The organism is Streptomyces sp. NPDC030245 (assembly GCF_055572995.1).
The window spans coordinates 66,172-91,126 of sequence record NZ_JBVICF010000001.1; the positions used below are offsets into that span (position 1 = coordinate 66,172).

General features: G+C 73.0%; 18 protein-coding genes. 13 read left to right on the forward strand and 5 right to left on the reverse strand.

Annotated elements, in window-relative coordinates:
• Positions 1–31 precede the first annotated feature (31 nt).
• A complete protein-coding gene (locus ACZ4Z4_RS00310; protein ID WP_468320086.1) occupies positions 32–2,230 on the reverse strand; it encodes an MMPL family transporter in 2,199 nt (732 codons plus the stop codon).
• A 253-nt stretch (positions 2,231–2,483) separates the two neighbouring features.
• On the opposite strand from ACZ4Z4_RS00310, the gene ACZ4Z4_RS00315 reads away from it, so the two are divergent.
• From ACZ4Z4_RS00315 to ACZ4Z4_RS00325, 3 genes are read left to right on the forward strand one after another with little or no spacing between them, the layout of a single operon-like run.
• Complete coding sequence (locus ACZ4Z4_RS00315) at positions 2,484–3,761, forward strand: sensor histidine kinase (protein ID WP_468320089.1); 1,278 nt, start codon at positions 2,484–2,486, stop codon at positions 3,759–3,761.
• A complete protein-coding gene (locus ACZ4Z4_RS00320) occupies positions 3,746–4,396 on the forward strand; it encodes a LuxR C-terminal-related transcriptional regulator (RefSeq protein ID WP_468320092.1) in 651 nt (216 codons plus the stop codon). Before ACZ4Z4_RS00315 ends, ACZ4Z4_RS00320 begins: the two co-directional genes overlap by 16 nt.
• 32 nt (positions 4,397–4,428) lie before the next feature.
• Entirely contained in the window at positions 4,429–5,796 is a 1,368-nt protein-coding gene (locus ACZ4Z4_RS00325) for a DUF1996 domain-containing protein (RefSeq protein ID WP_468320095.1), read from the forward strand.
• Between the two features lie 49 nt (positions 5,797–5,845).
• Here ACZ4Z4_RS00325 and ACZ4Z4_RS00330 read toward each other — a convergent pair whose 3' ends face one another.
• Complete coding sequence (locus ACZ4Z4_RS00330; RefSeq protein WP_468320097.1) at positions 5,846–6,229, reverse strand: hypothetical protein; 384 nt, start codon at positions 6,227–6,229, stop codon at positions 5,846–5,848.
• A 176-nt stretch (positions 6,230–6,405) separates the two neighbouring features.
• On the opposite strand from ACZ4Z4_RS00330, the gene ACZ4Z4_RS00335 reads away from it, so the two are divergent.
• The 6 genes from ACZ4Z4_RS00335 to ACZ4Z4_RS00360 all read left to right on the forward strand — a co-directional run bounded on the left by ACZ4Z4_RS00335 (position 6,406) and on the right by ACZ4Z4_RS00360 (position 15,351).
• Positions 6,406–9,540 (forward strand): alpha-N-acetylglucosaminidase, encoded by a 3,135-nt coding sequence (locus ACZ4Z4_RS00335; protein ID WP_468320100.1) that lies wholly within the window; start codon positions 6,406–6,408, stop codon positions 9,538–9,540.
• Between the two features lie 453 nt (positions 9,541–9,993).
• Positions 9,994–11,955 (forward strand): hypothetical protein, encoded by a 1,962-nt coding sequence (locus ACZ4Z4_RS00340; RefSeq protein WP_468320103.1) that lies wholly within the window; start codon positions 9,994–9,996, stop codon positions 11,953–11,955.
• A gap of 86 nt (positions 11,956–12,041) precedes the next feature.
• The gene (locus ACZ4Z4_RS00345; protein ID WP_468320105.1) at positions 12,042–12,956 is read left to right on the forward strand and encodes a metal-dependent hydrolase; all 915 of its coding nucleotides are present in this window, start codon (positions 12,042–12,044) and stop codon (positions 12,954–12,956) included.
• A gap of 1 nt (position 12,957) precedes the next feature.
• Positions 12,958–14,025 carry a PDR/VanB family oxidoreductase gene (locus ACZ4Z4_RS00350; RefSeq protein WP_468320107.1) on the forward strand — a complete coding sequence of 356 codons (1,068 nt, stop codon included), beginning with the start codon at positions 12,958–12,960 and terminating at the stop codon, positions 14,023–14,025.
• A gap of 67 nt (positions 14,026–14,092) precedes the next feature.
• On the forward strand, positions 14,093–14,827 hold the full coding sequence (locus ACZ4Z4_RS00355) for a TetR/AcrR family transcriptional regulator (protein WP_468320109.1): 735 nt from the start codon (positions 14,093–14,095) through the stop codon (positions 14,825–14,827).
• A complete protein-coding gene (locus tag ACZ4Z4_RS00360; RefSeq protein ID WP_468320111.1) occupies positions 14,824–15,351 on the forward strand; it encodes a GNAT family N-acetyltransferase in 528 nt (175 codons plus the stop codon). The genes ACZ4Z4_RS00355 and ACZ4Z4_RS00360 overlap by 4 nt, the downstream gene beginning before the upstream one ends.
• Positions 15,352–15,362: 11 nt before the next feature.
• Here the strand turns inward: ACZ4Z4_RS00360 and ACZ4Z4_RS00365 are convergent, their stop codons facing one another.
• Positions 15,363–17,003, reverse strand: coding sequence for a SpoIIE family protein phosphatase (locus tag ACZ4Z4_RS00365; RefSeq protein WP_468320113.1), 1,641 nt, complete (start codon positions 17,001–17,003; stop codon positions 15,363–15,365).
• 330 nt (positions 17,004–17,333) lie between these two features.
• Here ACZ4Z4_RS00365 and ACZ4Z4_RS00370 point away from each other — a divergent pair, with 330 nt between their 5' ends.
• From ACZ4Z4_RS00370 to ACZ4Z4_RS00380, 3 genes are all read left to right on the forward strand, one after another.
• Complete coding sequence (locus ACZ4Z4_RS00370) at positions 17,334–18,995, forward strand: glycoside hydrolase family 13 protein (RefSeq protein ID WP_468320116.1); 1,662 nt, start codon at positions 17,334–17,336, stop codon at positions 18,993–18,995.
• Between the two features lie 25 nt (positions 18,996–19,020).
• The gene (locus ACZ4Z4_RS00375) at positions 19,021–20,046 is read left to right on the forward strand and encodes a LacI family DNA-binding transcriptional regulator (protein ID WP_468320118.1); all 1,026 of its coding nucleotides are present in this window, start codon (positions 19,021–19,023) and stop codon (positions 20,044–20,046) included.
• 117 nt (positions 20,047–20,163) lie between these two features.
• On the forward strand, positions 20,164–21,060 hold the full coding sequence (locus tag ACZ4Z4_RS00380; protein ID WP_468320120.1) for a phosphatase PAP2 family protein: 897 nt from the start codon (positions 20,164–20,166) through the stop codon (positions 21,058–21,060).
• On the opposite strand, the gene ACZ4Z4_RS00385 is transcribed toward ACZ4Z4_RS00380, so the two are convergent.
• Both ACZ4Z4_RS00385 and ACZ4Z4_RS00390 read right to left on the reverse strand, forming a co-directional pair.
• Positions 21,041–22,624: an amidohydrolase gene (locus ACZ4Z4_RS00385; RefSeq protein WP_468320122.1), complete on the reverse strand. Its 1,584-nt coding sequence runs from the start codon at positions 22,622–22,624 to the stop codon at positions 21,041–21,043. The two genes, ACZ4Z4_RS00380 and ACZ4Z4_RS00385, sit on opposite strands and share 20 nt — an antisense overlap.
• 11 nt (positions 22,625–22,635) lie before the next feature.
• A complete protein-coding gene (locus ACZ4Z4_RS00390; RefSeq protein WP_468320124.1) occupies positions 22,636–24,102 on the reverse strand; it encodes an APC family permease in 1,467 nt (488 codons plus the stop codon).
• Positions 24,103–24,280: 178 nt separating this feature from the next.
• On the opposite strand from ACZ4Z4_RS00390, the gene ACZ4Z4_RS00395 reads away from it, so the two are divergent.
• A complete protein-coding gene (locus ACZ4Z4_RS00395) occupies positions 24,281–24,898 on the forward strand; it encodes a TetR/AcrR family transcriptional regulator (protein WP_468320126.1) in 618 nt (205 codons plus the stop codon).
• Positions 24,899–24,955: the final 57 nt, after the last annotated feature.

A 24,955-nucleotide genomic window follows, 5' to 3' on the forward strand; every position in this document is an offset into this window, starting at 1 on the left:
GGCCGGCCATGTCAGGTGTGCGGGTTTCTCGTCAACAGCCGCTCGGAACCGGGGTGTTGTACGGGTCGGTCCGGTGCGGGGCGGTCGGTGCCTCCTCCGCGTGGGAGATCCGCGGGAGCCACCGCAGGGAGCGGGGCGTGTGCCAGTTGCGCTCGCCGAGGAGGGCCATCAGGGACGGCAGCAGGATCATGCGGACGACTGTCGCGTCCAGGAGGACCGCCACTCCGAGGCCCACGCCCATCTGCTGCATGTCCTGCATGGACAGGGTGCCGAAAACCGCGAAGACCGCCACCATGATCACGGCCGCGCCGGTGACCGCGCCCGCCGTGCGCGTGATGCCCTCGCGGATCGCCGAGCGGTTGTCCAGGCCGCGGTCGCGGGCCTCGCTGATCCGGGAGACCACGAAGACGTGGTAGTCCATGGAGAGGCCGAACAGGACGACGAGGACGAACAGCGGCATCCAGTTCTCGATCGCGCCGACCTGCTCCGACCCGATCAGCTCCGCGCCCCAGCCGTGCTGGAAGACGGCGGTCATGACGCCGTAGGCGGCGCCCACCGAGAGCAGGTTCAGCGCGATCGACGTCACCGCGATCACCACCGAGCGGAAGCTGAAGAGCATCAGCAGGAAGGTCACCGCGGCGATGAAGACGAAGACCGGCACGATGCCCTTGCCGAGCTGATGGCTGAAGTCCTCGGACGAGGCCAGGTCGCCGCCCACGTGAGCCGTCGCGTCCACTCCCTCGAAGGCCGCGGGCACCGTGTCGTCGCGCAGCTCGCGCAGGGCCTTCTTCGCCTCGGCGTCGGTGCCGTCGCCGGGCAGCGGGACCTCGACCTCGGCGACGTTCTTCGCCCGGTGGACGGTGAGCTCGGCGCCGTCACCGGCCTTCTCGGTCAGCGCGTCGAGGGCGGCCCGCACCGGTTGCGCGCCGATGTCGTCGGCCTTGACGACCACCCGGGCCGGAGCGGGGCCGCCGGGGAACTCCTCGGTGATCCGCTGGTAGGAGACGGACAGCGGGGCGTCGGAGCCGAACTGCTTCTCCAGGCCCAGCTGTTCGGTCTTCATGCCGAGTGCGGGCGCGGCGAGGGCGAGCAGGACGACGGTGGCGCCGACGGCGAAGAACTTCGGGCGGGCGAGGACCGGCTTCAGGATCTTCGCCGCGGTGCCGCCGCTCGCGTGCACGCCCTTCTTGGCACGGCGGTTGAGGAAGGGGATGCGGCCGGCGTCGATGCGGTCGCCGAGCGCGGCGAGCAGCGCGGGCAGAACCGTGACCGAACCGAGCATCGCCACGCACACCACGAGGATCGTGGCGACGGCGAAGCCCTCGAAGAGGAGCAGTCCGGACAGGAACATGCCCGCCATGGCGACCATGACCGTGAGACCGGAGACCAGGACGGCGCGGCCGCTGGTGGCCGCGGCGATCCGCAGGGCCGTGTCGGCGTCCCGCCCCGCGGCCCGCTCGTCCCGCTCGCGCCGCAGGTAGAACAGGCAGTAGTCGACGCCGACCGCGAGGCCCATCAGGAACATCACGGAGTACGTCGTCTCGAACAGGTGCAGCTGGTGGCTGGCCAGGGAGAGCAGTCCGAACGCCGCCACGCACGCGGTGAGCGCGAGCCCCACCGGGAGGAGCGCCGCGACCACGGCGCCGAAGGCGACCAGGAGAATGCCGAGGGCGAGCGGCACCGCGGTGAACTCGGCCTTCTTCAAGTCGTCGGCGAGCAGGTCGGAGAGGTGCTTCTCGGAGCTCGCGTCGCCGAACTGGTGGATGGCGATGCCGCGCGCCGCGCCGTCCTCCTTCGCCTTCGCCACGGCGTCGAGGACCGGTTGGACGCGGTCGGCGGCCTCGTCGGAGGGGCCCTTGATCTCAAACCGGAGCAGCGCCTCCCTGCCGTCCTCGGAGGGCAGCGGCGCCTTGAGGTCGCGTACGTCGCCGGTCGCGGTCAGCGCCTTCGACAGGTCGGCCGCCGCGTCCCGCCAGCCGCCGGCGGACGCCCCGTCGGCCGCGCCGACCATGACGAGCTCGCCCGCGGGCTCGTCGATGTCCGCGTCCTTCAGGATCTTGGCGGCACGGCCCGATGCGCCGACCCCCATCTCGTCGTCGGACGCGGTGACCATGCCGGAGGCCCCGCCGATGATCGTGGCGAGGACCACGAAGACCAGCCAGCCGATGATGGCCGCCTTTCGGTGGTGTGCGCTCCACACACCTAGTCGTGCCGCGAGGTTCCGCCTCATGGCGCTTCGCCCCCATCAAGTCTGCGTGAGTATGCGTCGGATAAGACGTCCCTCACGCTAGGAATCGGCGGCCGCCCGTCCCAGCCGCCGAAGCCCCCTGTCGCCGGAGCGCAGGGCGAGGCCGGGGGTGTCGTCAGGTACACCCCCGGCCGGGTGGCGGGCCCAATGACCCGCGCCCCCGGCAGCGGCGAAGATATGACGGTGCCGGCCGCGCGGAACGCGGCCGGGCCCACGGGGTCGACGAGAGGGACGGATGACCATGACGAGGCTCAAGGACGCACTGGTCGCGGGGGCGCGGGGTCTCTATCTGACGATCTTCGCGCTGGTGGGCTCGATCGTCCTCTTCGTGTTCTCGGTCGTCTCGATCGCGCTCATCCTGGTGGGCATCGGCCTCCTCACCACACCGGTCGTCCTCGCGGGCGTCCGCATGTACGCGAACGCCTACCGCGGCCGGGCCGCCGCGTGGTCCGGCGTGACGATTCCGCGGGCCCACCAGCCCTTCCCCGCCGACCTGCGCCGCGGCGTCACCGGCCAGGTGGAGCGCTGCACACTGCTCCTGAAGGACCCGGCCACCTGGCGCGACCTCCAGTGGCTGCTGGTGAACATGACCGCGGCCACGGTGGTCGTGATCCTCGCCGCCGCGCTGCCGCTCTACATGGTGTACGGCTGGGTGCTCGCCCTCGGCGTCTGGGAGCCGATCCACGACGCGGGCGGCGGCGAGTGGTTCGCCTTCATCCACGTCACCTCGCAGTCCACCGCCAACCAGGCGGCGCTGCTCGGCATGGGCTTCTTCGCCCTCGCGCTCCTCGTCAACCCCTCCCTCGTACGCGCCCACTTCCTCCTGGCCCGTACGTTCCTGGCCCCCACCACGAGCATGCGCGAGCGCGAACTGGCGCGGCGCGTGGACCGGCTCACCGAGACCCGGCACGACGCCGTCGACAACTCCGCCGCCGAGCTGCGCCGCATCGAGCGCGACCTGCACGACGGCGCGCAGGCCCGCCTGGTCGCCATGGGCATGGACCTCAGCACCATCGAGGCGATGATCGAGACCGACCCCGCCAAGGCCAAGGAGCTGCTCGCCAAGGCCCGGCAGAACTCCGGCGAGGCGCTGACGGAACTGCGCGACCTGGTCCGCGGCATCCATCCGCCGGTCCTCGCCGAACGCGGCCTCGGCGACGCGGTGAAGGCTCTGGCACTGCGCCTCCCGATCGCCACCGAGGTCGACGTGGAGCTGGCGGGGCGGGTCGAGGCGCCGGTGGAGTCCGCCGCGTACTTCGCGGTGAGCGAGTCCCTGACCAACGCGATCAAGCACTCGGGGGCCGACCGCGTCTGGGTGGACATGCATTACGCGGACGGCATGCTGCGCATCGCCGTGACGGACAACGGCAAGGGCGGTGCCGCCGTCGGCCTCGGCTCCGGGCTGAGCGGTGTCGAACGCCGACTCGGTACATTCGACGGCGTACTGGCCGTCAGCAGCCCCGCGGGCGGCCCGACCATGGTGACCATGGAGATCCCTTGCGAGTTGTCCTAGCCGAAGACCTCTTCCTGCTCCGTGACGGCCTGGTGCGGATGCTGGAGGCGTTCGACTTCGAGATCGCGGCGGCCGTGGAGAGCGGGCCCGAGCTGGCCAGGGCCCTCGCGGAGCTGCGGCCGGACGTGGCCGTCGTGGACGTGCGGCTGCCGCCGTCCCACACGGACGAGGGCCTTCAGTGCGCGCTCGCCGCCCGCCGGGCCAGGCCGGGACTGCCGGTCCTGGTCCTCTCGCAGCACGTCGAGCAGTTGTACGCGCGCGAGCTCCTCGCCGACGGGAACGGCGGCGTCGGCTACCTCCTCAAGGACCGGGTGTTCGACGCCGCACAGTTCGTCGACGCCGTACGCAGGGTCGCGGCCGGCGGCACCGCGATGGACCCGCAGGTGATCCAGCAGCTCCTGTCGCGGCACACCGCCGAGGAGCCGCTCGGCGCGCTCACCCCGCGCGAGCGCGAGGTGCTCGAACTCATGGCGCAGGGCAGGTCGAACGCGGCCATCGCGGCGCAGCTCGTCGTCACCGAGCGGGCCATCGCGAAGCACACGTCCAACATCTTCGCCAAACTGGACCTGGCGGTCTCCGACGACGACAACCGGCGGGTCCTCGCGGTCCTCGCCTATCTGGACCGGGGGCGCTGAACACGGCGGGCCGCTGATGCGTATGTAGTCCCATGGGACGTACCTCACGAAAACGATCAAGGCTGACGCGGCGCGTCGTCGCCACGTCGGCAGCGTTCATCATGGGCGGCGGCGCTCTGGTCGCCGTGAACGTCTACGCGAATGCCGGAGAGGGCGCGGACCGGCCCCCGCCGCGGGGTTCCGGGGAATCCGGACAGCAGGTGTCGACCATCAGCTGTCCGGATGTGGGCAACCGACTGCCCGAGGTGCCGGGCGCCGCGCGCGGCGAGGTGGACCGGCAACTCGCCGACCTCGACGGCCAGATCACGGAGGCGTACGGGAAATTCGCGCGGACACCGGACAAGGAATCCCTGCTCGCTCCCCTGGCGGAGCAGCGCAGGGAAACCCTCGGCAGCATGACGAAGACCCTGGACCGGGCCGGCGCCCGGCCCCCCGAAGGACTCGACGGCATGGCACCTTGCACGCTGCGCGCCGACGACCAGGGCCAAGGCCGAGGTGAAGGGCAGAGCGGCAACGGGCCCGAGGCCGGTGACTTCGTCGAGATCGAGTCCGTCCGGCCGAACGTCAAGCGCCCCCGCAACGGCCGCGACGGGTCACGCGGGACCTTCACCACGAAATGCGGGCGGAACGAGAACGGCAAGTTCAATCCGGACAACGTCATCGTCGCGCCCGGCGTGAGCAATGGCGCCCACCACATGCACGACTACGTGGGAAACCAGGCGACGGACGCCTTCTCCAGCGACGCCGATCTCGCCGCGGGACAGACCAGTTGCCGCAATCAGGGTGACAAGTCGACGTACTACTGGCCGGTCCTGAGGTTGCAGAACGGGCAGGACGAGGACGACGCCCAGGCCGATGGCGGCGGAAAGGACCAGAACGTCGGCGAGATCCAGACACCGGCGTCGGTGACTCTGCGATTCGCCGGAAATCCGGTGAGCAAGGTCGTCGCCATGCCGCGTTTCCTGCGCATCATCACGGGCGACGCCAAGGCCTTCACCAACGGCGACGCCAACGCCAACGCGTCGTGGAGCTGCACCGGATTCGAGAACCGGCAGCTGACGGACAAGTACCCGATCTGCCCCGAGGGCAGCAAGGTCGTCCGGACCTTCAACTTCCAGAGCTGCTGGGACGGACAGAACACCGACAGCGCCAACCACCGCACCCACGTCGCCTTCGCCGACCGGCGCACCGGCGCCTGCCCGCGCGGCTTCCGCGCCATTCCCCAGCTGGTGCAGCGCGTCGTGTACGACGTGCCGCCGGGGCCGGGCTTCGCCGTCGACTCGTTCCCCGAGCAGTTGCACAAACCCGTCACCGACCACGGTGACTTCATCAACGTCTTCGACGAGCGGCTGATGCGGCGCGTCGCGAAGTGCGTCAACTCCGGGCAGCGCTGCACCTGACCGCAGGGGCCCTGCACCTGACCGCGGGGGCGCCCGACGGCGCCACCGCTCACCCCGCGTGCCGGCCGTGGTGGCCGCCGTGCCTCTCCGCGGCGTCCACCACGGTTCCGCCGAGCCGGCCGCGCAGCGCCGCGATGTCGTCGGCGTCCCCGACGGCGACCCAGCTGCTGCCGCCGACGAGGTACGTACCGCCGTAGTCGTTCGCCTCGTCGAGCCATTCGGCCTGGCCACGGGCGTTTGTAAAGGTTACGAGGACATAGCGCCGGGCACCGTTCTCACAGGTGGCCTGGCGCAGCTCGGCCGCGTCCGTCCGGACGTCGGGCCTGCATCCCGCCTCGGCCGCCAGCTGCTCCAGGCTGCCGCTCGCCGTGTCCGGCGTGCCGTCACCCCCCGAGCCGCAGCCCACCACTGTCAGCAGGGCTCCCACAGCCATGCCCGAAAGGGCGCCGCGTGCTGCCCGCACCGTCCTCGCCGCCCGCGTCTCCCGTGCTGCCCTCATCGTCCCGGCACTCCCTTTCAGCTATCTCGACCCGTCCGCTCCACGTGGACCGTTGAGCACTCGGGGCGACGCGGATACCGTGCGCGCAGCCTTCACCCCAGGGGGTACACATGTCCGAACCGTCCCGACGTACCGTGCTCGGCAGCGCGGGGGCCCTCGGCCTCGGTGCCGCGGTCGGCGGCCTGCCGGCCCTCACCGGCACCGCGACCGCGCGACCCGCCGAGGCTCCCGCCTTGGATACGGATGCCGCGCGCTCCGCGCTCAACAGACTCCTGCCGCACCACGCGGAACAGATCCGGCTCAGACTCGTCCCCGGGCGTGAGCGTGAGGACCGCTTCAGAGTCACCGGCACCACGGGCCGGATCGAGGTGTCCGGCACGACGCCCGCGGTGCTGCTCACCGGCGTCCACTGGTACCTGAAGTACGTGTGCGGGGCCCACATCACGTGGAACGGCGGCCAGGTGGACCTGCCGCGCCGGCTGCCCGCGCCGGCCCGGCCGCTGGAGCGGTCCACCTCGCTCCCCCACCGCTTCGCCCTGAACGACACCAACGACGGGTACACCGCGCCGTACGCCGACTGGGCGTACTGGGAGCGCATGATCGACGTACTCGCCCTGCACGGCTGCAACGAAGTCCTGGTCATAGCGGGCGCCGAGGCCGTGTACCACCGGGTGCTCCAGGAGTTCGGCTACTCCGACGCACAGGCCAGGGCGTGGCTGCCCGCCCCCTCGCACCAGCCGTGGTGGCTGCTGCAAAACCTGTCCGGGTACGGCGGGCCTCTTACGCAGCAACTCATAGACGACCGGGCGGAGTTGGGGCGGCGCATCGTCGACAGGCTGCGGGAGCTCGGGATCGCCCCCGTCCTGCCCGGCTACTACGGTCACGTCCCCGACGGGTTCGTCGAGCGCAACGGCGGCGACGCGCGCGTCGTGCCGCAGGGTGTCTGGCACGGATTCCGCAGACCCGACTGGCTCGACCCGCGCACCTCCGCCTTCGCGCGGGTCGCCGCCTCCTTCTACCGGCACCAGGAGCGGCTCTTCGGCCCCGCCGACCTCTTCAAGATGGACCTCCTGCACGAGGGCGGCACCGCCGGTGACGTGCCCGTGCCCGCCGCCGCCCGGGGTGTCGAGGCGGCCCTGCGGACGGCGCGGCCCGGCGCGACCTGGGTGATACTCGGCTGGGAGGCCAATCCGCTGCCCGCGCTGCTCGACGCCGTCGACAAGAAGCGGATGCTGATCGTCGACGGTGTCTCGGACCGGTACGCGCGCGTGCCGGACCGGGAGAAGGACTGGGGCGGCACGCCGTACGCCTTCGGGACCATCCCCAACTTCGGCGGGCGCACGACGATCGGCGCCCGCACCCATCTGTGGAACGAGCGGTTCTTCGCCTGGCGCGACAAGCAGGGCAGCGCGCTGGTGGGCACCGCCTTCATGCCGGAGGCCACCGACCGGGACCCCGCCGCCTTCGAGCTCTTCTCCGAACTGGCCTGGACGAAGGGCCCCCTGGACCGGGCCGCGTGGTTCACCTCGTACGCCGACTTCCGGTACGGCGGCCGCGACCGGGACGCGCGGGCCGCGTGGCGCGCGCTCCACGACACCGCTTACCAGCACACCGCCGTCGAGCGCAGCGACCCGCACGACTCGCTCTTCGCCGCGCGGCCCGACCTCGCGGCCGCCCGCGCCGCGGAGTACGCGCCGCGCGCGCTCACCTACGACCCGGGGCGGTTCGACGCCGCGCTCACCGGGCTCCTCGGGGTGTCGGGCGCGCTGCGGGACAGCGCCGCCTACCGGTACGACCTCGTCGACGTCGCCCGGCAGGCCCTCGCGCACCGCAGCCGGCAGCTCCTGCCGCAGCTGCGGTCCGCGTACGAGCGGAAGGACCGCGAGACCTTCGCCGCCCTGTCGAAACTGTGGCTCCGGCTGATGCGGCTGTCGGACGACGTGACGGGCACCCACCCGGCGTTCCTGCTCGGCCCCTGGATCGAGGACGCCCGCCGCATGGGGACGAACGACGCCGAGCGCGCGGAGTTCGAGCGCACCGCGAAGGTCCTGATCACCCTGTGGGGCGACCGGGCCACCTCCGACGCGGGCCGCCTCCACGACTACGGCAACCGCGAATGGCACGGCCTCATGCGCGACTTCTACGTGCCGCGCTGGCAGAAGTGGCTCGACGAGCTGGGGGACGCGCTGGCGGCCGGGCGGGCGCCGAAGCCGGTGGACTGGTTCGCGTTCGAGGAGCCCTGGACGCGGGAGCGCGAGGACTATCCGCTGCGGCCCGTCGGTACGCCGTACCGCACCGCCTCACGCGTACGGGACGTCCTGGCGCGCGCCCCCTACCAGGGCACCCTGGAGGTCACCGCCGACCCGCCCGCCGTCCCGCCGGGCGGCCGCTCCCTGCTGACCGCGACCTTCCGCAACGTCAACGGGCTGCGCGCCACGGGGCGCGTCGACTTCGCGTTGACCGGGATCGAGGCGGAGCCGGTCGGCCCCGTGTCGCTGCCTCGCGTCGCGCCCGCCGGGACGGGAAAGGTGGCATGGCGAACCACTACACCGGACACCCCTCTCGACCGCCCCCTGCGGGCCCTCCCCTACGAGATCGCCGTCCGGTACGGACCGCTGGGCGAGCGCCGCGTGCGGTCCGTGTACGAGGGCACGCTGTTCGAGGCCGGTCCGCTGAGCGACGCGTGGTTGACCTACAGCAACAACGCGGCCGTCTTCGGGGAGTTGGACGGGCGGTACGCGATCGACGGGGGCGGCGCCGATCTGTGGAAGGGGACCGCCGAGTTCGGGACGCTGTACCGGGGCGGGGCGCTGCGGGACGGGGTGTCGGTGACGGTGCGGGTCGATGCGCAGGCGGTGACGGGGCCGTGGGCGCGGGCGGGACTCATCGCCCGCAACTCCCTGCGCACGCCGCTCTCCCCCGGCTTCCTGAACCTCGCCGTCACCCCCGCCAACGGGGTCGTCCTCTCCTACGACACGAACGGCGACGGCACGCTGGACACGTACCAGCGCGTCACCGGCGTCAAGGCGCCGGTGCTGCTGCGGCTGTCCCGCGCGGGCGCGTCGTTCACGGGAGCCTTCTCACCGGACGCGGGCTCGACGTGGCACACGGTGGCGACGGTACCGGTACCGGTACCGGGCGCGGCGGCGGCCCAGGACGTGGGCCTGTTCATGAGCGCGACGAACGGGGGCGACGGGGAGCGCGGGACGGTGGAGTTCAGTGGGTGGGGGGTGGTGGGGGGGTAGGGGTGGGGGTCTGATTCCTGCGGACGCCCCGGGGAGCGGGACGCCTTTGCTTCGTTCGTGGGGCGGGGCCGCGGGGGTAGGTGCGTACTCGCCATCCCTGCGCCGCGTCACACGGACAAAGGCGCCGATGTGTGCTCGGTGCTCCGTTCGCACGTACCCCCGCGTCCCCTCCGGCGCGCTCGCGGCCGCCGGTCGGTGGGGGCCGCGCCCCCTCACTCCCGCAGAACGCCACGGGCCACACCCACACACCCGCCCCTACCCCCAGTGGACGTCGCGGGGCAAACGGGTGGGTGGGTGGGAGGTATCCGCCGCGAAGCGGCGGCTTGGGGCTCCTACGCGGGAGGGGGGGACGGTGCAGGGTGAGCCCCCCGCCAAGTGCCGCGCCACCAGCGGCCGCTGGCCGTGAGGTGACCAACCGAGGATTCGCTCGTTTTGCTGAACGTGTCGTCGAATGTGCAGTCTCCGTCGAAGTCCCCGAAGTCCCCGAAGTCCCCGAAGTCGCCGGCGTCTTCCAAGTCCAGCGGCCCCGACCCCGTCGTCGACGTGGAGCAGGCCGAGGCCGCCCTCGTCGAGCACTACCCACGGCTCGTGCGGCTCGCCTATCTGGTGCTGCCGCCGAGTCTGGGCCGCAACCGCCGGGTCCTGACCGCCCACGCCCTCACCCAGCGCGCCCTGCCGCGCAGCCGCAGGACGGGTGAGGCGGTCGCCGTCCCGGCGCAGCGGAGCGGTGGGAGGGGCGGGAACAGTGGGGCGCAGGGGGATCCTGCGTACTCGTACGTGCGGCTCCAGGTCGTGTGCGGCGCCCTCGCCGCCGGCGAGCCCCTGCGGTGGCGTTCCTGGCCCAAGCGGGCCCAGTTGCCGCCGCTGCTGCCGCAGGTCCGCGGGCTGCGGCTCTTCCCGCGCTCGGGCGGCGCCGACGAACTCGCCCTGGACCAGCGCCTCGCCGAGCTGTCGGGTGCCGCCCGCGCCGCCTACGTACTGCGCGGGATGGAGGGCCTCGACGACGACGGCGTGCATGCCGTTCTCCTCGCCGCGGGCTGTGCCGACCCCGAGGACGCCCTCGACGAGGCCGACGAGGTCGAGGAGCGGTACGAGCTGCTCGCGTCCCCCGAGTTCGACCCCTGCACCCTCCAGGCCCGGCCGACCGACCTGATGCGGCGCAGGCAGCACATGAAGGCCGCCGGTGTCGCGGTCGCCGCCGCGCTGGTGTGCGGGGCCCTGCTCGGCATGCCCGGCGACGGCTGGGGGCCCGACGGCGCCGCCGCGCCGCCCTATGCGAAGAACCCGGCCGGGCAGGCCGCGCTCGATCCGGCGCAGCTGACGGTGGTTCCCGCGGGGGCGTGGAAACGTTCCGCCCGTACCGACTTCTCCGTGTGGCCCGCCCGCGGCAACCTCGTCGGGGACAAGGAGCTGCTCCGCCGCGCCCTCGCCGTCTGGGCGCGGCCCGGCGAGTCCGTGCGGGTCTCCGCGACGCCGGGCACCGCGGCCGGGGCGCCGCCCGGCCCCGCCCAGCTGCTCTTCGCCGGTGAGGTCGACTCCGCGCGCGTGGTGCTGCTCCACGACGGCCTGCGCATCGTGCGGTACGCGGAGCCGCAGGAGGGCACGAGCGGCGTGGCGCTCGACTTCGCGCGCGTGGACGGCGCGACCGGCACCGAGGCGAACGCCGTCGTCGTCGACCGTGCCGACGGGAACATCCGCTACCTGACCGCTCCCTGGGTGCGGTCCGCCGCCGTGCAGGATCTGGTGAAGCCCACCATGGAGGCCACTGTCCTGCGCCGTTCCGCGGACGGCGTCACCGATCCCTTCGCCGGGCCCGCGCAGACCGGCCGGTGCACGTCGTGGAACGCGCTGCGGCTGCGCGACCACTCCGGCACGGTGCGAATGTCGACCGACCTCGGCGAGCTCGTCCCCGCCCATCTGACGGCGGGCCGCCCGCACGCCCCCCGTGAGGCCACGCCCGCGGAATGGTCGAAGTCCGCGTGCTCCCTCGCGTCGGTGCGCTCGCACGGCGTCCGGTCCGTGAACTCGTGGACGTACGCCCGTCAGGCACTGCCCGAGGCCAACGGCGTCGCGGAGTGGGCCTGCACCCGTGCCGAGACCTGGCGGGGCGTCGGCAGCCGGACCCTCGCCGAGTTCCGGACGCCCAACGGGCCCATGGGCGCCGTCGCCGCGCAGGCCGAGGACTCCCCCGCCTGCGGCAGCCGCGCCCCGCACGTGCTCGCGGGCGTCCTGTGGAAGTCCCGGGCCGGCTCCTGGTACCTCCTCGGCGCGGGCAGCAAGAACGTCACCTCCATCACCGCGTCCGGCGGCACGCGCGTGGTCGGCAACCTCCTCGCCACCCGGACGGAGCGGACCGCGAAGGCTCGGCTCAGCGGCAGGCTCGCCGACGGGACGAAGGTGCGGACGCTGCGGTAGGGCGGGGGGGCGAGGCCGGCGGGGCTGCCGAAGTTCCCCGCGCAGACCCCTGTACCCCCCGCCCTACCCATCAGTACATTGACGCCATGCCTAATACGCAGAGCCGGGTGCCCGAGCCCGTCGCGTCCGAGCACATACCGCTCAAGGCACGCAACGTCTCCTTCTCCTGGGAGAACACCCCGCTCCACTGGCTCCCGGACGACCCGTTCACCACGCACACCATCAACGTGCTGCATCTGCTGCTGCCCGCCGGTGAGCGCTGGTTCGTGCACGTCTACAAGCAGGTGCTGCCGCTCATCCGCGACGAGCGGCTGCGCGCGGACGTCATCGGGTTCATCGGGCAGGAGGCCATGCACGCGCAGGCCCACGACGAGGTTCTGCCGCATCTGAAGGAGCAGGGGCTCGATCCGACGCCGTACACCGCGCAGGTCGACTGGCTCTTCGAGAAGCTGCTCGGCGACCGGACGCTGCCGCCGGGCAGGGCGAGCCGGTGGTGGCTGCTGGAGCGCGTCGCGATGATCGCGGCCATCGAGCACTACACCGCGTTCCTCGGCAACTGGGTGCTCAACGCCGAGGAGCTGGACCGCAGGGGCGCCGACCCGACGATGCTGGACCTGCTGCGCTGGCACGGCGCGGAGGAGGTCGAGCACCGGTCGGTGGCCTTCGAGCTGTTCATGCACGTCGACGGGGGGTACCGGCGCCGGGCCAGGACCTGGGCGACCGCGTTCACCGCGCTGGTCTTCCTGTGGCAGCGCGGGGCGCGGTTCTTCATGGCGAACGACCCCACGCTCGTCGACGGCAGGGCGACCTTCCGGGACTTCCACCGCGGCGGGCGCGCCGGGACGCTGCCCTCCACCGGTGACATGATCCGCTCCATCCCCCGCTATCTGAGCCGGAGTTACCACCCTTCACAGGAAGGCAGCACGGCGCAGGCCGTCGCCTATCTGGCCTCCTCGCCCGCCGCCCGCGCCGCTCTCGCCGCCGAGAAGGGGACCGCCTGACATGCCCCGCATCCGCACCGTCGCCCTCGCCGCGGGCGCCGCCCTGCTCACCAGGCGGGCCGTGCGCCGCCGCATCGAGGCGTCCCCGCTGTGGCCGCTGCCCGCCCTGGCGGAGCCGGTCTCCGGGCGGCCGCGCTCCCGGGCGCTGCGGCTCCGCGTCGCCCGGCACGAGACGGTCGCCGACGGTGTCGTACAACTCCGCCTGGAGGGGCATGGCTTGCCGCCTTGGGAGCCGGGGGCCCACCTCGACGTCGTGCTGCCGTCGGGGCTCGTGCGGCAGTACTCGCTCTGTGGCGACCCCGAGGACACCTCCTCGTACACCGTCGCGACCCGGCTGATCACGGCCGAGCAGGGCGGCAGGGGCGGCTCCCGCGAGGTGCACGGCCTCCGTGCGGGCGCCCTGGTCGAGGTGCGCGGGCCGCGCAACCGCTTCCCGCTCGCCGACGCGGCGTCGTACGTGTTCGTGGCCGGGGGCATCGGGATCACGCCGGTCCTGCCGATGGTGCGGGCCGTCGAGGCGTCCGGGGCGCGGTGGCGGCTGCTGTACGGGGGGCGTTCGCGGGCCTCGATGCCCTTCCTCGAAGAGATCGAGAAGCTCGGCGGGGTGGGGCGGGAGCGCGTCACCGTCGTCGCGGAGGACGAGGACGGGCTGCCGGACCTCGCCGCCTTCCTCGACGGGACGCCACGCGGCGCCGCCGTCCACGTGTGCGGGCCCGAGGCGCTGATGGACGCCGTCGCCACCGCCCTGCCGGACGGGTGTTCGCTGCACCTCGAACGTTTCGCGCCACGTACCTCGGCCGACGGCAACACCGCCTTCGAGGTCGAACTGCGCCGCAGCGGACGCACGGTGGCGGTCGCCGCGGACACCACGGTGCTCGCCGCCGTCCGCGCCGAGCTGCCCGACACCGCGTACAGCTGCGAGCAGGGTTTCTGCGGGACGTGCCAACAGCGCGTGGTGGAGGGGGAGATCGACCACCGCGACGAGCTGCTCACGGACGGCGAGCGGGCCGGCTCCATGCTCATCTGCGTCTCGCGGGCGCGCGGTGAGCGCCTCGTCCTCGACATGTGAGGCGAGCGCCCCCGGCGGACGCGTACCGACCGGCGGTAAGGCCGGTTCTGCTCGGTAAGGTGTTCGCATGACAACCGGGGTGCGCCGCAGGATGGGTGTCGAGGAGCGGCGGCAGCAGTTGATCGGGGTCGCGCTCGAACTGTTCAGCCACCGCTCCCCCGACGACGTCTCCATCGACGAGATAGCAGCGGCCGCGGGCATCTCGCGCCCGCTGGTCTACCACTACTTCCCCGGCAAACTCAGCCTGTACGAGGCGGCGTTGCGCCGGGCGGCGGAGGATCTGGCCGAGCGGTTCGTGGAGCCGCGCGAAGGGCCGCTCGGGGCGCGGCTGCTGCGGGTGATGGGGCGCTTCCTCGCCTTCGTCGACGAGCACGGCCCCGGCTTCTCCGCGCTGATGCGGGGCGGCCCCGCGGTCTCGGCGGGCGGGGTGCTCGCGCGGGAGACGGCCTCCGCGACGAACGCGCTGATCGACTCGGTGCGGCAGGCGGCGTACGACCAGATCCTCGCGCATCTGGGGGTCACCGACCCGCCCGCCCGGCTCGAACTCGTCGTGCGGTCCTGGATCTCGCTCGCCGAGTCGACGGCGCTGATCTGGCTGGACGGCCGGCGCATCCCGCGCGGGGAGCTGGAGTTGCAGCTGGTGCACGACTTCGCGGCGCTGGCCGCGGTGAGCGCCGCGTACGACGAGGAGATGGCGTCGCTGCTGCGCGACATCCTCACCACGGAGCCGCCCGACGGCCCGTTCGCCCAGCTCCTCGACCGGCTGTTCGCGCTGGCGCCGCAGGCCGCCGCCAAGGCATGACGGCGCAACCGACCGTCCGCAGCGCGGACATCGACGACATAGCCACGCTGGTGGGCCTCTACGAGGGCGCGGCCCGCTGGATGCGGGACCACGGCATCGACCAGTGGAAGCCGGGCGCGAAGGACGAGCGGCACTTCCGCCGGCTGATCGGGTCCCCCTCGGCTCAGGTGTGGCTCGCGCGGGACGCGACGGGGGTCCTCGGGGCGTACGAGCTGTGGTGGTCCGACGAGCAGGCGTGGGGCGTCCAGCCGCCGGTTGCCGGGTACGTGCACCGGCTGATGACGCGGCGCGGGGCGCCCGCGGGGACGGGCCGGGCGCTGCTGCGGGACGCCGAGCGGCGGATCGCCGCGGCGGGGCGCGGACTGTGCCGCCTGGACGTCGTGGTGACCAACCCGCGTCTGCGCACCTACTACGAAGAGGCCGGTTACGCGGCCGTCGGGGAGCTCCCGGACAAGCCCGCCGCCGACGGCAGCGCGTACGGCGTGCTGCTCATGGAGCGGCGGCTCGCACCGGCCGGCCGCTGAAGGGCGGGCTCTCAGGCCTGTCCCTCCGTGCGCAGGCGCATGGCGAGCAGGGCGATGTCGTCGTCGCGGCCGTGGCCGAGGCAGGCGAGCAGGGTGTCGCAGAGGGCCGCGACGCCGAGGGGCGCCTCGGCGGCGACCGCGCGCAGCTGCTCCATGGAGACGGCGAGGTCGGTGCCGCGGGTCTCGATGAGCCCGTCGGTGACGAGGAGGAGCCGGTCGGTGGGGCGCAGGACCGTCTCGGTGGTGGACGGTCTCTTCAGGCCGAGGCCGAGCAGCGGGCCGCCGGCCCGGAGGTAGTCGGCGGTGCCGTCGTCGCCGACGATGAGGGGCGGGATGTGTCCGGCGTTGGCGACGCGGGTGTGGCCGGTGGCCGGGTCGGTGAGGGCGAGGCAGACGGTGGCGGTCACGTCGGGGTGGTAGCGCTGGAGCATGTTGTCGAGGCGCCGGGCGAGGGACGCGGGGTCGGGGTCCTCGATGCAGTAGGCGCGCAGCGCGTGGCGGATCTCGACCATCACGGTGGCCGCTTCCAGGGAGTGGCCGACGACGTCGCCGATGCCGGTGAGGAGGCCCTGCGCGGTGCTGAGCGAGGCGTAGAAGTCGCCGCCGATCTCCGTGTCCCGGGAGGCGGGTTCGTAGCGGACGACGACTTCCGTGCCGGGTGTCTGCGGCACGTGCGCGGGCAGGAAGCTGCGCTGGAGGGTCAGGGCGATGTGGCGCTCCACCTCGTACATGAGCAGTCGCTCGGCGGCGACCGCGGTGGCGTGGGCGAGGCGTCCCACGAACCGTCCGTTGCCGGGCACGAGTCCGCCCGCGTACGCGGGTGTGGCGAGGCAGACCGGTGCGGCCCCTTCGCGGGCGCGGGCCAGGGTGAGCCGGGCGCCGTCCGGGGGCGGGCCGTCGCCTGCCCGGTCGGCGTGGAAGAAGCCGGCCGGCCACAGGGGCGCGGGCACGACGAGGTCGTGCACGCCGACCCGGCCCGACATGTCGCGTTCGATCAGGAGGGCCACCGCTTCGTGCGCGCCGTCGTCGGGCAGTGCGGCGGTGGCCCTGTTCCGCGACAGGCCGCGGTGGACCTCGCCGTCGTCGCCGAGGACGAACGCGGCGGCGGGGCCGTGGGTGAGGCGGGCCGCGCCGGTCGCGGCGGCCTCGGCGAGTTCGCGCGGGCAGCGGGCCGACTGCACGTCGAGGATGGTCTCGGCGAGCCGGGTGAGGTGTCCTGCCTGTGCCTCGGCGTGGGTGCGGTGGCGTGCGCCGCGGGCGGCGGCCCGCACGACGGCCTGGATCTCCTCCGGTTCGGCGGGCACGGTCAGATAGGCCTCGCCGCCCGCGTCGAGGCCGCGGCACCGGTCGGCGGGGGCTATCCGGGCGGCCGAGAAGTGCACGACGGGCAGCGCGGCGAACGGCGGCGACTCCTTCAGGCGGCGGCACAGCTCGAAGCCGCTCATGTCGGGCAGGCCGACGTCGACGAGTGCCACGTCCGGCAGTTCCCCGGCGCGTCGGCGCGCGTCGAGTTCGGTGAGCGCCTCGGTCGCGCTGGCGGCGAGCACGACGGAATGGCCGTCCCTGCGCAGGACGGCGCTCAGTGCGTATCGGCTGGCGGCGACGTCGTCTACCACCAGGATCGTGGTGCGTGCCTTGCCGTTGACGCTCACTCGGGGCCCCTTTGGGGCTGGTGGGGCAGACCCCCTTCGGGCCCGCCCGACCAAGTTAGCGCTCCGCGGCACGCTCCGGGAGGTGATGACGGCGCTGCGACCGGGAACGGTGAAGATCGAGGAACTTCCCTCATGAGGAGGGCTTGTGACGCTACGATCCGCGGCCGCTGCCGGGGCGTCCGTGCCCATGACCGGGGCCGCAACGCGCCGGTGCGCCGCGGGCCGTCGTGACCTTCGCGCTCCGCCGGGCGTTTTACCGGAGTGTCCGTCCGTCTCTCCCCGCGCCCCCGCGCCTGTCACCCGTAACTCCCCGTACCGGCAAGGGACCCCATGACCCAGAACGTCACCACCGCACCCACCACCGGCTCCGCTTCCGCCCGGGAGTGGTGGCGCGACGCGGTCATCTACCAGGTCTACCCGCGCAGCTTCGCCGACGGGAACGGCGACGGCATGGGCGACCTGCCCGGCATCACGGCCCGCCTGCCTTACCTGCGCGACCTGGGCGTGGACGCCGTCTGGCTCTCGCCGTTCTACGCGTCGCCGCAGGCCGACGCGGGGTACGACGTGGCGGACTACCGCGCCGTCGACCCGATGTTCGGGACCCTCGCCGACGCCGAGCGCCTCGTCCGCGAGACGCACGCGCTCGGTCTGCGCTTCATCGTCGACATCGTGCCCAACCACTGCTCGGACCGGCACGAGTGGTTCCGGCGGGCGCTGCGGGACGGGCCGGGGTCGGCGGCGCGCGAGCGCTTCCTCTTCCGCCCCGGCAGGGGCGCCGACGGGACGCTGCCGCCGAACGACTGGGAGTCCGTCTTCGGCGGCCCCGCCTGGACCCGGGTCGAGGACGGCGAGTGGTATCTCCACCTCTTCGCGCCCGAGCAGCCCGACTTCGACTGGGAACACCCGGACGTCCACGAGGAGTTCCGCTCGGTCCTGCGCTTCTGGCTGGACCTCGGCGTGGACGGCTTCCGCATCGACGTCGCCCACGGCCTCGTCAAGGCGCAGGGGCTGCCGGACATCGGCCACGCGGAGCAGGTCAGGCTGCTCGGCAAGCAGGCCGTGCCGTACTTCGACCAGGACGGCGTGCACGAGATCTACCGCGACTGGCGCCGGATCCTGGACGAGTACGGGGCCGGTCCCGGCACCGAGCGGATCGCCGTCGCCGAGGCGTGGACGCCGACGGTCGAGCGCAGCGCCCTGTACCTGCGCCGCGGTGAGCTGCACCAGGCCTTCAACTTCGAGTATCTGACGACCGGCTGGGACGCCGCCGCGCTGCGCGCCGTCATCGACCGCTCCCTCGCCGCGATGAACGCGGTGGACGCGCCCGCCACCTGGGTGCTCTCCAACCACGACGTCGTACGCCACGCGACGCGCTTCGCCGACGGCGACGGGGCCCGCGGGCTGCGCCGGGCGCGGGCCGCCACGCTGCTGATGCTGGCGCTGCCCGGCTCCGCGTACCTCTACCAGGGCGAGGAGCTCGGCCTGCCGGAGGTGACCGAACTGCCGGACGAGGTGCGGCAGGACCCGGCGTTCTTCCGCGGTTCGGGGCAGGACGGCACACGGGACGGCTGCCGGGTGCCGCTGCCGTGGTGCGGTGAGCGCCCGCCGTTCGGCTTCGGTCCTGTCGAGGGCGGGCCGAGCTGGCTGCCGCAGCCGGACTCCTGGCGGGAGCTGTCGGTGGCGGCGCAGACGGGCGACCCGGCGTCGACGCTGGAGTTCTACCGCCGCGCCCTCGCGGTGCGCCGTGCGCACCCGGCGCTCGGCGCGGGCCGTGACATCGCGTGGGTGCCGTCGCCCGAGGGTGTGCTCGCCTTCCGCCGCACCACCCCCGCCGGTTCGTTCGTGTGCACGACGAACGTCTCCGCGTCCCCCGTCACGGTGCCCACGCCCGGCACTCCGCTCCTCACGAGCGCGGACGCGGCGCCGGAGGCCGGGCCGGGCGGTGGAGGGAGCGTACTGCCGGCTGATTCAACGGTCTGGTGGGCAGCCTGAGACACGACCGGTACAGTCCAATCCTGTGACCGCACGGCTAGCCGACATCGCAGCCCAGGCGGGGGTCAGCGAAGCGACGGTGAGCCGCGTGCTCAACGGCAAGCCGGGGGTCGCCGCGGGCACCCGTCAGTCCGTGCTCGCCGCGCTCGACGTCCTCGGCTACGAACGCCCGGTGCGGCTGCGGCAGCGCAGCGCGGGCCTCGTCGGGCTGATCACGCCGGAGCTGGAGAACCCGATATTTCCCGCGCTCGCACAGGTCATCGGGCAGGCCCTGACCCGGCAGGGGTATACGCCGGTGCTGGCCACGCAGACCCCGGGGGGCTCCACCGAGGACGAGCTCACCGAGATGCTGGTGGACCGCGGGGTCGCGGGCATCATCTTCGTCTCGGGTCTGCACGCGGACACCTCCGCCGACATGCACCGCTACGAACAGCTGCGGGCGCAGGGCGTCCCCTTCGTCCTCGTGGACGGGCACGCGCCGAAGGTGCAGGCGCCGTCCATCTCCCCCGACGACCGCGCGGCGATGCGCCTCGCGGTCACCCACCTCGTCTCCCTGGGTCATACCCGCATCGGTCTGGCCCTCGGCCCGAAGCGGTTCGTGCCCGTGCAGCGGAAGATCGAGGGGTTCGTGCGCACGGTGCGGGACCAGTTGGGGGCGGACCGCGAGGACATCGAGACAGATCTCGTCCAGCACTCCCTGTACACGCTGGAGGGCGGCCAGGCCGCGGCGGCGGCGCTGATGGACCGCGGCTGCACGGCCGTCGTGTGCGCCAGCGACATGATGGCCCTCGGTGCGATAAGGGCGGCGCGGCAGCGCGGCCTGGAGGTCCCCGACGACGTCTCGGTGGTCGGCTTCGACGACTCCCCGCTGATCGCGTTCACCGATCCACCGCTGACGACCGTGCGCAAGCCGGTGCCCGCGATGGGTCAGGCGGCGGTGCGCACCCTCCTGGAGGAGCTGGGCGGCACCCCGGCGCCGCCGACGGAGTTCGTCTTCATGCCCGAGCTTGTGGTTCGCGGTTCAACGGCTTCTGGTCCCGGGCGCCCCTAGGGGCACACCGGCGTCGTCCCGGGGGCGTGGCCTCGTCCCTGTGGCGTAGAGAATGCGGCCCGAACCCGACCAGGGGATGATCGGTCGGAGGGTGTGGATCTGGCAGACTCTGTCCCTATGGGTGAGACGACCGTGACGACACTTGAGGGCCGGCAGCGGCCCGAGGCATCACCCATCGCGGCCGAGGAAAAGGACCGCAATGGGCGGAATGCGCTGCGTCGTCTCGGGCGGTTCCGCACCCCTCGCCGCCCCCGGCTCTGGTTCGAGATCCTGCTGATCGCGGTGAGTTACTGGACGTACTCCCTGATCCGCAACGCCGTGCCGGAGCAGAAGTCCCAGGCCCTGCGCAACGCCGACTGGCTGTGGCGCCTCGAACACGACCTGGGCATCGCCGTCGAGAAGAGCGTCAACCACGCCGTGGACTCGGTGACATGGCTGATCGTCGGCATGAACTACTACTACGCGACGCTCCATTTCGTGGTGACGCTCGGTGTCCTCGTGTGGCTCTTCCGTTGGCATCCCGGGCGGTACGCCGCCACGCGCCTCGTCCTCTTCGCGACGACGGCGGTGGCCCTGGTCGGCTACTACCTGTATCCGCTGGCGCCGCCGCGCCTGATGAACGGCACCACGTTCATCGACACCGTGGTGGTCCACCACACGTGGGGCTCGATGGCCTCCGGCGACCTCAAGAACATGTCGAACCAGTACGCCGCGATGCCGTCGATGCACATCGGCTGGTCCCTGTGGTGCGGTCTGACCATCTTCGCCCTGGCGTCGGTGCCGTGGGCCAGGGTGCTCGGCCTGCTCTACCCCGTCGCGACGCTCGTCGTCATCGTGGCCACGGCCAACCACTTCTGGCTGGACGCGGTCGGCGGCATGATCTGCCTGGCCTTCGGCTTCCTGGTGGCCCGGCTCTGGTACGGCTCGATGCCGTACGCGCTGCCGCGCGAGGTGGCGGGGACCGCACCCACGACGGATGCGGCCCTCCGCATGCTCATGCGCCGCGGTACGTGACGTTTCCGCCCGCCACCGTCAGCCGGACCGGCGCCTGCGCCACCTCGTCGGTGGGCGCGGTCACCGGGTCGAGGCCGAAGGCCGTCAGGTCCGCCCGGTAGCCGGGGGCGATCCGCCCGGCCCTGTCGGCCTCACCGGCGGCGACCGCGGCGTGCGCCGTGCACCCCTCCAGGGCCATCAGCCCCGTGAGGCCCTGGGCGGGGCCCGCCGCGCCCCGGGGTGTCCGGGCGGTGGCGAGGACCTCGCGCGCGTCGTAGTGCGCGATCGGCCAGTCCGAGCCGAGGGCCACGTAGGCCCCGGCGTCCCGCAGGTCACGCGTGCGCCAGGCCCTGGCGGCACGGGTGTCGCCCAGCCGCTTGGACCACTCGTCGCTGTGGTCCGCCCGCGTGTACGCGGTGTGCGGCGGCTGCATCGAGGCGATGACGCCCAGCTCGGCGAAGCGCGGGACGGTGTCGTCCGGCACGGTCTCGATGTGTTCGATCCGGTGCGCGAGGCGGCCGCTCTCCCCGAGTGACGCCACGGTGTCGAGGACGTGCCGCACGGCCGCGTCGCCGATGGCGTGGGTCGCCGTCCGCACCCCGGCCGCGTGCAGCCGCCGCACGGCGTCGGTGTACGCCTCGGGGTCCGGCCAGAAGGCTTCGGTGCCCTGGCCGTGGCAGTCCGCGTGCTCCAGCCACGCCGTGCCGCCCTCGACGGTGCCGTCCATGAAGAACTTGGCGCCGCCGACCCGCCACAGCCGCCCCGCCTCGGCCTGCAACGCAATGATCGCGTCGATCCCGTCCTGCCCCACTCCGGGCATGCACCAGGGGGCGAGCCGCAGCCGCAGCGGCAGCTCGCCGTCCTCCTCGACCGACGCGAGGAGCTTCGGCACGTCGTCGCCGAGGTCCATCACGTGGGCGCCGGTGAGGCCGGTGGCCGCCATGGCGGAGAGCAGCTCGACCAGGCGGGCGCGGCGCTCGGCGTACGAGGGCCTGGGCAGCACGGCCTGGACGAGGTCCATGGCGGCGTGCTCGACGAGGTGCCCGGTGGGGCGCCCGTCCGCGTCGCACACCACGGTGGACCGCTGGACGAACTCGCGCGGCCCCTCGATTCCGGCTGCGCGCAGCGCGGCGCCGCTGACCAGCGCGGAGTGCCCGTCGTAGAGGCGGATGAAGGCGGGTGCGCCGTCGAGCACGTCCTCGATCAGGGCGCGGTCGACGGGCCGTCCGCCGAAGGCGTTGTGGTCGAGCCCCCAGGCGACGACCCAGCCCTCGGTCCGCTCGGCGCCGCGCAGGGCCGCCCGCAGCGCGTCGAGGTCGCGCACGGCGGAGAGGTCGGTGCCGGTGGCCATCTCCAGGCCCCACACCGGGTGGCTGTGGGAGTCGACGAGGCCGGGGGTGAGGGTGGCGCCGGCCAGGTCGATCACTTCGGTGCCGGGGCCGCGTCCGTCCCGTACGCGTGCGTCGCCGGGGTCGCCGACGGCGACGATGACGCCGTCCCGGACGGCGACGGCGGTGGCGTGGGGGCGGCCGGGGTCGAGGGTGCGGATGTGGGCGCCGGTGAGGATGAGGTCGGCTGCGGGCATGCTCTCTGCTCCTATGCGGTGGGGCTCGTGGTCTTGGTGAGGGGTTCGGTGGGCCGTTCCTGTTCCCGCGGCGGCTCGGCCGCGAAGCCCTCGTAGATCTCCGGCCTGCTCCGGCGCAGCCGTACCGCCAGGGCGAGGCCGAGGAGCAGCACGGCGGGCACGAGCGCGACGAGCACCGTGTTGACGACGGCCGAGGCGCCGGTGAACAGGTCGATGTGGGTGACGACCAGGACGAGCGCGGCGGTGAGCAGCACGGTCGCGGCGGCGGGGGCGACGACGGTGCGCAGGGCGCCTTCCTGGTGGCTGATCCGGCGGAAGTAGCAGGGTATGGCGATCGCGGCGAGCAGCTGGAGCACCAACAGACCGATCATCCCTGGGGTGTTGACCCAGAGCAGCAGCTGTTGGTAGGGGTCCGCGTCGGCCGCGGCGAAGGCGAGGACGACCACCGCGCCGAGGACGGTCTGCGCGATGCCCGCGACGTACGGCGAGCGGTGGCGCGGGTGGACGCGGCCGAGCGCCGCGGGCAGGACGCCTTCCTCGGCGAGGGAGAGGCTGTAGCGGTTGATGGCGTTGTGGAAGGCGAGCAGGGAGGCGAGGACGCTGGTGACGATGAGGACGTGCATGAGGTCGGCGGCCCAGCCGCCCACATAGGTGGTGATGGCGGAGAAGAAGAGCCCGGCGGGGTCGGCTCCGGCGGCCCGCACGACCTCCTCCTCGCCGAAGGCCTGGACGACGGTCCAGACGACGAAGGCGTAGAAGAGGCCGAGGAAGGCGACGGCGATGTAGGTGGCGCGGGGCACGGTGCGGTCGGGGTCGCGGGCCTCGCGGCGGTAGATGACGGTGGACTCGAATCCGGTGAACGCGGCGAAGGCGCAGGCCAGGACGGCGGCGGTGCCGGGTACGAGGACGTTGTCCGGGGCGAGGCTGCGCAGGCCGAGTCCGTCGGCGCCGCCTTCGAGGAGAACGCCGCCCGCGAGCAGGACGAGGATGCCGGTCTCGGCGACGAGGAGCACGCCGAGCAGCTTCGCGCCGAAGTCGATGGACCGGAATCCGCCGTACCAGATGAGCAGCAGGCCCGCGAGGGAGACCGGGAGCCAGGGGATGTCGGCGCCGAAGAGGGCGTGCGCGGTGTCCTGGGTGGCGGTGCCGAGCAGGCCGTAGACGCCGATCTCCATGCCGTTGTAGCCGAGCATGGCGAGGAGCGCCGCGGCGATGCCGGCCGGGCGGCCGAGGCCGCGGGTGATGTACGCGTAGAAGGCGCCGCCGCTGCGCACGTGACGGCTCATGGTGGTGAAGCCGACGGCGAAGACGGTGAGGGTGAGGCCGGCGAGGAGGTAGCCGACGGGGGCGCCGATGCCGCCGAGCGTGAGGGCTATGGGGGCGACGCCCGCCATGACGGTGAGCGGGGCCGCGGCGGAGACCACGAAGAAGGCGATGTCGGCGGTGCCGAGTGTGCCGGTGCGGAGCGTGCTGGCCATGGCGGGACGGCCCTTCTGCGGCAGGCGGATGCAGGGCATGGCATGGGACGGGGACCCATGCGGCGGGGACCCATGCGGTGGGGACCCATGGGGCGGGGGTAAACCTAAAGGCTTTCGGTTTCGGCAATGTAGCCTCACCCTGGGCAGTTCGGGAAGGCTTCAGAGAAAGATCGGGACCATGGGACGGCCGCGCACACCACTCCTCGACCGGCAGCGCATCACCACGACCGCGCTGGACCTCGTGGATGAGCAGGGCGACTTCAGCGTGCCGCAGATCGCGCGGCGGCTCGGGGTCCAGACGGGCTCGGTGTACCACCATGTGGACGGCAGGGACGGCATCGTCGAACTGCTGCGGGAACGGGTGGCCGAGTCGATCGACTCCGGCACGCTGGCCCCCGGCCGCCCCTGGGATGCGGCCCTGACCGCCTGGGCCCGCTCCTACCGCGCGGCCTTCGCGGCCCACCCCAAGGCGATCCCGCTCCTGACGACGTCCCCGGTGCGGGCGCCGCGCGTCCTCGACCAGTACGAGCGGGCGGTGGTCCTGCTCCTGGCCGCGGGGTTCGCCCTCTCCGACGTCATGCCGGTGATCACCGGCCTGGAGAACCTCGTCCTCGGCTCCGCCCTCGACCTGGCGGCGCCGGAGACCATGTGGGTGCTCGCCGAGGAGACGGCGACGCCACGCCTTGCCGAGGCCCTCGCCGCGGCGCCGGGGGGCCGCGCGGAGCGGGCCTTCGAGCTCGGGCTCGCGGGGTTCCTCGCGCATGCGCGGGAGATGCTGATGGCCAACTCGGGGTAACGGCCGCCCTGTTAGTGCCCTGTTCGCACCTACACTCGGTGGCGGCCCGCGTGCCGA

Bases quoted from the DNA above. Each gene is read 5' to 3' on its own strand.
- ACZ4Z4_RS00310 (WP_468320086.1), bottom strand. From the start codon at position 2,230: ATGAGGCGGAACCTCGCGGCACGACTAGGTGTGTGGAGCGCACACCAC.
- ACZ4Z4_RS00315 (WP_468320089.1), top strand. From the start codon at position 2,484: ATGACCATGACGAGGCTCAAGGACGCACTGGTCGCGGGGGCGCGGGGT.
- ACZ4Z4_RS00325 (WP_468320095.1), top strand. From the start codon at position 4,429: ATGGGACGTACCTCACGAAAACGATCAAGGCTGACGCGGCGCGTCGTC.
- ACZ4Z4_RS00330 (WP_468320097.1), bottom strand. From the start codon at position 6,229: ATGGCTGTGGGAGCCCTGCTGACAGTGGTGGGCTGCGGCTCGGGGGGT.
- ACZ4Z4_RS00335 (WP_468320100.1), top strand. From the start codon at position 6,406: ATGTCCGAACCGTCCCGACGTACCGTGCTCGGCAGCGCGGGGGCCCTC.
- ACZ4Z4_RS00345 (WP_468320105.1), top strand. From the start codon at position 12,042: ATGCCTAATACGCAGAGCCGGGTGCCCGAGCCCGTCGCGTCCGAGCAC.
- ACZ4Z4_RS00350 (WP_468320107.1), top strand. From the start codon at position 12,958: ATGCCCCGCATCCGCACCGTCGCCCTCGCCGCGGGCGCCGCCCTGCTC.
- ACZ4Z4_RS00355 (WP_468320109.1), top strand. From the start codon at position 14,093: ATGACAACCGGGGTGCGCCGCAGGATGGGTGTCGAGGAGCGGCGGCAG.
- ACZ4Z4_RS00360 (WP_468320111.1), top strand. From the start codon at position 14,824: ATGACGGCGCAACCGACCGTCCGCAGCGCGGACATCGACGACATAGCC.
- ACZ4Z4_RS00370 (WP_468320116.1), top strand. From the start codon at position 17,334: ATGACCCAGAACGTCACCACCGCACCCACCACCGGCTCCGCTTCCGCC.
- ACZ4Z4_RS00380 (WP_468320120.1), top strand. From the start codon at position 20,164: ATGGGTGAGACGACCGTGACGACACTTGAGGGCCGGCAGCGGCCCGAG.
- ACZ4Z4_RS00385 (WP_468320122.1), bottom strand. From the start codon at position 22,624: ATGCCCGCAGCCGACCTCATCCTCACCGGCGCCCACATCCGCACCCTC.
- ACZ4Z4_RS00390 (WP_468320124.1), bottom strand. From the start codon at position 24,102: ATGGCCAGCACGCTCCGCACCGGCACACTCGGCACCGCCGACATCGCC.
- ACZ4Z4_RS00395 (WP_468320126.1), top strand. From the start codon at position 24,281: ATGGGACGGCCGCGCACACCACTCCTCGACCGGCAGCGCATCACCACG.